The 3,824-nt window shown below is 63.6% G+C and carries 2 protein-coding genes and 2 pseudogenes; all 4 read right to left on the bottom strand.

Features of this window, described 5'->3' with window-relative positions; genetic code table 11:
* Positions 1 to 480: pseudogene (locus EN750_RS22965) on the bottom strand (strictosidine synthase); the annotation flags it as partial.
* On the bottom strand, positions 477 to 2,594 hold the full coding sequence (locus EN750_RS22960; protein WP_127326922.1) for an SMP-30/gluconolactonase/LRE family protein: 2,118 nt from the start codon (positions 2,592 to 2,594) through the stop codon (positions 477 to 479). The gene EN750_RS22960 and the pseudogene EN750_RS22965, both read right to left, overlap by 4 nt.
* A gap of 12 nt (positions 2,595 to 2,606) precedes the next feature.
* Positions 2,607 to 3,623: a sugar ABC transporter substrate-binding protein gene (locus EN750_RS22955; protein WP_127320431.1), complete on the bottom strand. Its 1,017-nt coding sequence runs from the start codon at positions 3,621 to 3,623 to the stop codon at positions 2,607 to 2,609.
* A 35-nt stretch (positions 3,624 to 3,658) separates the two neighbouring features.
* Positions 3,659 to 3,824 (bottom strand): annotated as a pseudogene (locus EN750_RS40900) (ABC transporter permease); the annotation flags it as partial.

The following is a 3,824-nucleotide window of genomic DNA, read 5'->3' as shown; positions in this document are numbered from 1 at the left end:
GGATACGCTCTTCTGCATCAGGTCGCGACGCCAACCGCTCGCCGGCACTGAGGCCGAGCCGTTGGCCACCAGCAAGGTGTTGCTGTCGAGGAAGGTGAGAGCGGTGATGCAGGAGAGGCGCCGAGCCTCCTCGCCCGTCGCCTCGCGCGCGTCATGCAGGCCGCCGCGGATGACGACGCCTTTGCCGTCGATGGCCATCGCGGTCATGCCGCGGGCATGGGCGAGTGCGGTGATCTCGCCCGGAAATTCCTGCAAGGTTTCGGCACGGCCGTCGGCGCTAAAGCGCATCAGCCGGTTCGCGCTGCTTGCCAGGAGGCCCTTTTCGGTGCGCACGAGATTGTCGGCCTCGGCGAGGCCGGCGAATTGACCGGCTTCCTCCAGTCCTTGGTTGGGCAGCAACGGCCCGTCGAGCGTCGGCACGGTCACGGCCCACTCGCCACGGCCGAGAAAGCGGTCAAGAAGCTGGTTCAAACCGCTCATGACTTTTTGCCCCAGTAGGAATCCGAGCTGAACCAGTCGGGATCGACGCCTTTCAGGGGCAAAGTGCCCATGCGGTTGTTGAAGATGCCGCAGAGATAGAGGATGCCCTTGTGCTCGCGCATAGAGGTGATCATCGGATGCTTCTCGCCGGCCTGGTCCCACAAGCTTTCGAGGATCTGGCCGTTTTCGTCGAAGCGCAGCACGCAGCCGGTGTTGAGATTGGGCATCAGCCACGCATCTTCCGATACGCGCCGCGCCATGCGGCGGCGGAAGCCCGGCATTTCAAGCGAGAGATCCAATGCCGGCGTGCGCATGCCCATCAGGGCCAGCCAGTAGGTGCCGTCGGAGGCGCGGTTGATGTTGTCGGGATAGCCGGGCAAGCCCTCGATGACGCGCTCGACCTGGCCCTTCTTCGGACCATCGAAATAGTAGCGGCTGATGCGGCAGGCCCAGCTTTCGGCGAACAGCACCGACTGGCCGTCGAAGGCCGTGCAGATGCCATTGGGGAAGACGAGGTTCGACAGCAGTGTGCGTGTCGAACCGGATTTGGGATCATGGACGATGATGCGTCCGTTGCCGCGGCTTTCCAGCGCGTCGGCATACCAGTCATGCATCTCGAAGCGCACTGTCGCTTCCGAGAAGACGATGCGGCCGTCCGGCAGGATGTCGCAGTCGTCGGCGAGCTTCATGGTGGAGTCGTCGACCACCGAGGTCAGTGAGCGGTTGGTCTCGGCGGTCAGCAGTTTTACATCCCCGGCCGGCGAGACCTGGTAGAGGCCCATGCCGGCGACGCAGATGACGAGGTTGTCGTCGCGGTCGAAAGCCATGCCGAGCGGCGAGCCGCCAATATGTGCGAACACTTCGCTGTCGGTGTAGTGTGGCGGCTGGAAGCGCAGGATATCGCCTTGGCGGCTGCCGGTGTAGAGGCGGTCCTGCCGGTCGAAGATCACATCTTCCGCGCCGTCGAGAAAGCCGAGGCCGATGACGCCGACGTCCTTCAACCGGTCGTTCACCGCCATCGGCGCGCCGGGCGCGGTCGAGATCGCCTGCGGCATCTTGGCGAAGGTCGGCGAGATGTAGACGCTGCGCAGGATCTTGTGGCGATTCTTCACCCAGCGTACGTCGAGAAGCACCGACAAGAGCAGCACGATGCCGAGGATCAGGAAATTGACCGGGCCGGGCACGGCCAGCGCAAGCAGGCTGTTCGACAGGACAAGCACGAAAACGGTGCCCATCAGCGCCTTGGCGACCGAGCCGCGCCCGCCGCCGAGCGAGATGCCGCCGAGCACGGTCGCGGTCAACACCTGCAGTTCGAGCCCGGTGCCGATGTCGGAAGCAGCACTGCCGATGCGGGCCGAGAAGAAGAAGCCGGAGAGCGCCACCAGCACCGAGCACAAGACATAGGCGCTGAACAAGATGAAGCGCACATTGATGCCGGCATTGTAGGCAGAGCGCCGCGCGCCGCCGACCGCGAACAGCCGCCAGCCATAGCGGGCGCGCGACAGCACGAGATGGATGATCAGCGCGATGACGACGAAGACCACAAAGGATGTCGGCACGCCCCAGATCGTGCCGAAACCAAGGAAATCATAGGCCGGCGAATCCGAACCGCTGGTGACGATCCGCGTCGAGACCTGCGGGAAGACGATGTCGAAGGTCGAGCGGTAGATGATGAGCGTCACCAGCGTGGTGAGAAAGGCCCGCATGCGCAGGAAGCCAACCAGGAAGCCGTTGATGGCGCCGCAGACGACGCCGAGGCCCAGGCACGCCAACAGGCCGGTACCAAAGCTCCACTGCTCGACATTCATGCCATAGAGCGTGACCAGCACGGCGAGCGCGAAGGTCGACCCGACAGACAGATCGATGCCGCCCGATACCATGACGATGGTCATGCCGAGCACCACCAGGCCAAGCTCGGCGGTCTGGCCGCTGAGATTGGTCAGCGTCGCCAGATCGAAGAAGCCCGGCACGATCGAGCCGAAGATCGCGCACAAAATGACCAGCGCCGTGAAGGGGATGACGCTGTCGATCCACTTCTTGGTCAGGATCTCCCCGACCACGTGGTCGGGGAGCAGGCGGTAGCGCCAGCGCACAAGGCTTTCGGCCATGCTCATCAAGGAAGTCCGTTACTTGAGCTCGTCCAGCTTCCAGCAATTCCTGCCGGTCGCATTGGCCTTGTCGACGCGGGTGATCGGGCCGAAGAAGATGGTCTTCTCGCTGCCCGCTTGCCGCTCGGGCTGCTGCAGCAGCTCGGAAATCTGCTGTGCGGCGATCTCGGCCTGGATCGGGGCATTAAAGTTGAAGATCACGTCGAGCAGCCCGTTCTTGATGCTCTCGCAGCCCGTGGCGCTGCCGGCGCCATTGGTAACGATCGTCACCTGGTCCTGCTTGCCGGCGGCCGCGACGGCGGCGCCTGCGCCGACCTCGGCATTGTCCCAGATGCCCATGATGCCGCACAGGTCCGGATGCTGCTGGAGGACCGTCTCGGTGATCTGGCGGGCCTTTTCGCTCATGTAATCGGCCGGCTGGTCGGAGACGAGCTGCAGCTCGGGATTGGCCTTCAGCACCTCGTCGATGCCGGTGCGCATGTAGATGTTGGCGGCGCCCGTCTGGACACCGGCGAGCCAGACCACCTTGTGCGAGACGGCATTGGGGCCGGTGCAGTGTTTGGCCAGTTCGCCCATTTCGAGACGGCCCATTTCGATCCAGTCGTTGCCGACATAACTGTCGGTCTGGGTGGCCGACTGCATGTTGACTTGCAGCACCTTGATGCCGGCCGCCTGCGCCTGTTTCAACAGGCGTGCGTAGGTCTGGACATCGGGGTTCTGCACGATGATCAGGTCCGGCTTCTCGGCGATGGCGCCCTGCATGGCGCGGATGCCGGCATTGGTGTCGCCGGAGGGATCGCGCACTTCAAGGCTGAAGCCGTAGCGTGCCGCGTGACGCTGCCACACCACCACCCATGCCTGGTTGAGGTCCATGCCCTGTGAGATCGGCACGAAGATGACCTTCTTGCCCTTGAGCGCCTCGAGATACGTGGAGCGGCCGACCTGATCGGTTTCCTGCGCCGTGGTGATTTTCGCCGCGCCCAGCAGCGCGAGCGCTGTCATGCCCGCGAACAGGCAGTTCTTGAACAACTTCATGTCTCTCCTCCCAGATTTAAGTCTCGGTTCTTGTTTCAGATGTCGCCGCTTTGCGAGGTCTGCTCGTCGCGCGGATTGATGATGGCGTCGATCGCCAGCGCGCCCAGCAGGATCACGCTCTTGATCAGGTTCTGGCTGGTGTAGCTGAAGTTCAGGATCGTCATCCCGTTGGTCAGGATGCCGACCAGGATGGTGCCGACG

Origin of the sequence: Mesorhizobium sp. M7A.F.Ca.ET.027.03.2.1 (assembly GCF_003999175.1) — a bacterium.
Classification (GTDB): Bacteria; Pseudomonadota; Alphaproteobacteria; order Rhizobiales; family Rhizobiaceae; genus Mesorhizobium.
Note: the sequence above shows the minus strand (reverse complement) of the source record. Positions and strands in the feature narration are given on the sequence as shown.

Excerpts from the sequence above, each read along its gene's own strand:
- EN750_RS22960 (WP_127326922.1), bottom strand. The coding sequence starts at position 2,594 with ATGAGCATGGCCGAAAGCCTTGTGCGCTGGCGCTACCGCCTGCTCCCC.
- EN750_RS22955 (WP_127320431.1), bottom strand. The coding sequence starts at position 3,623 with ATGAAGTTGTTCAAGAACTGCCTGTTCGCGGGCATGACAGCGCTCGCG.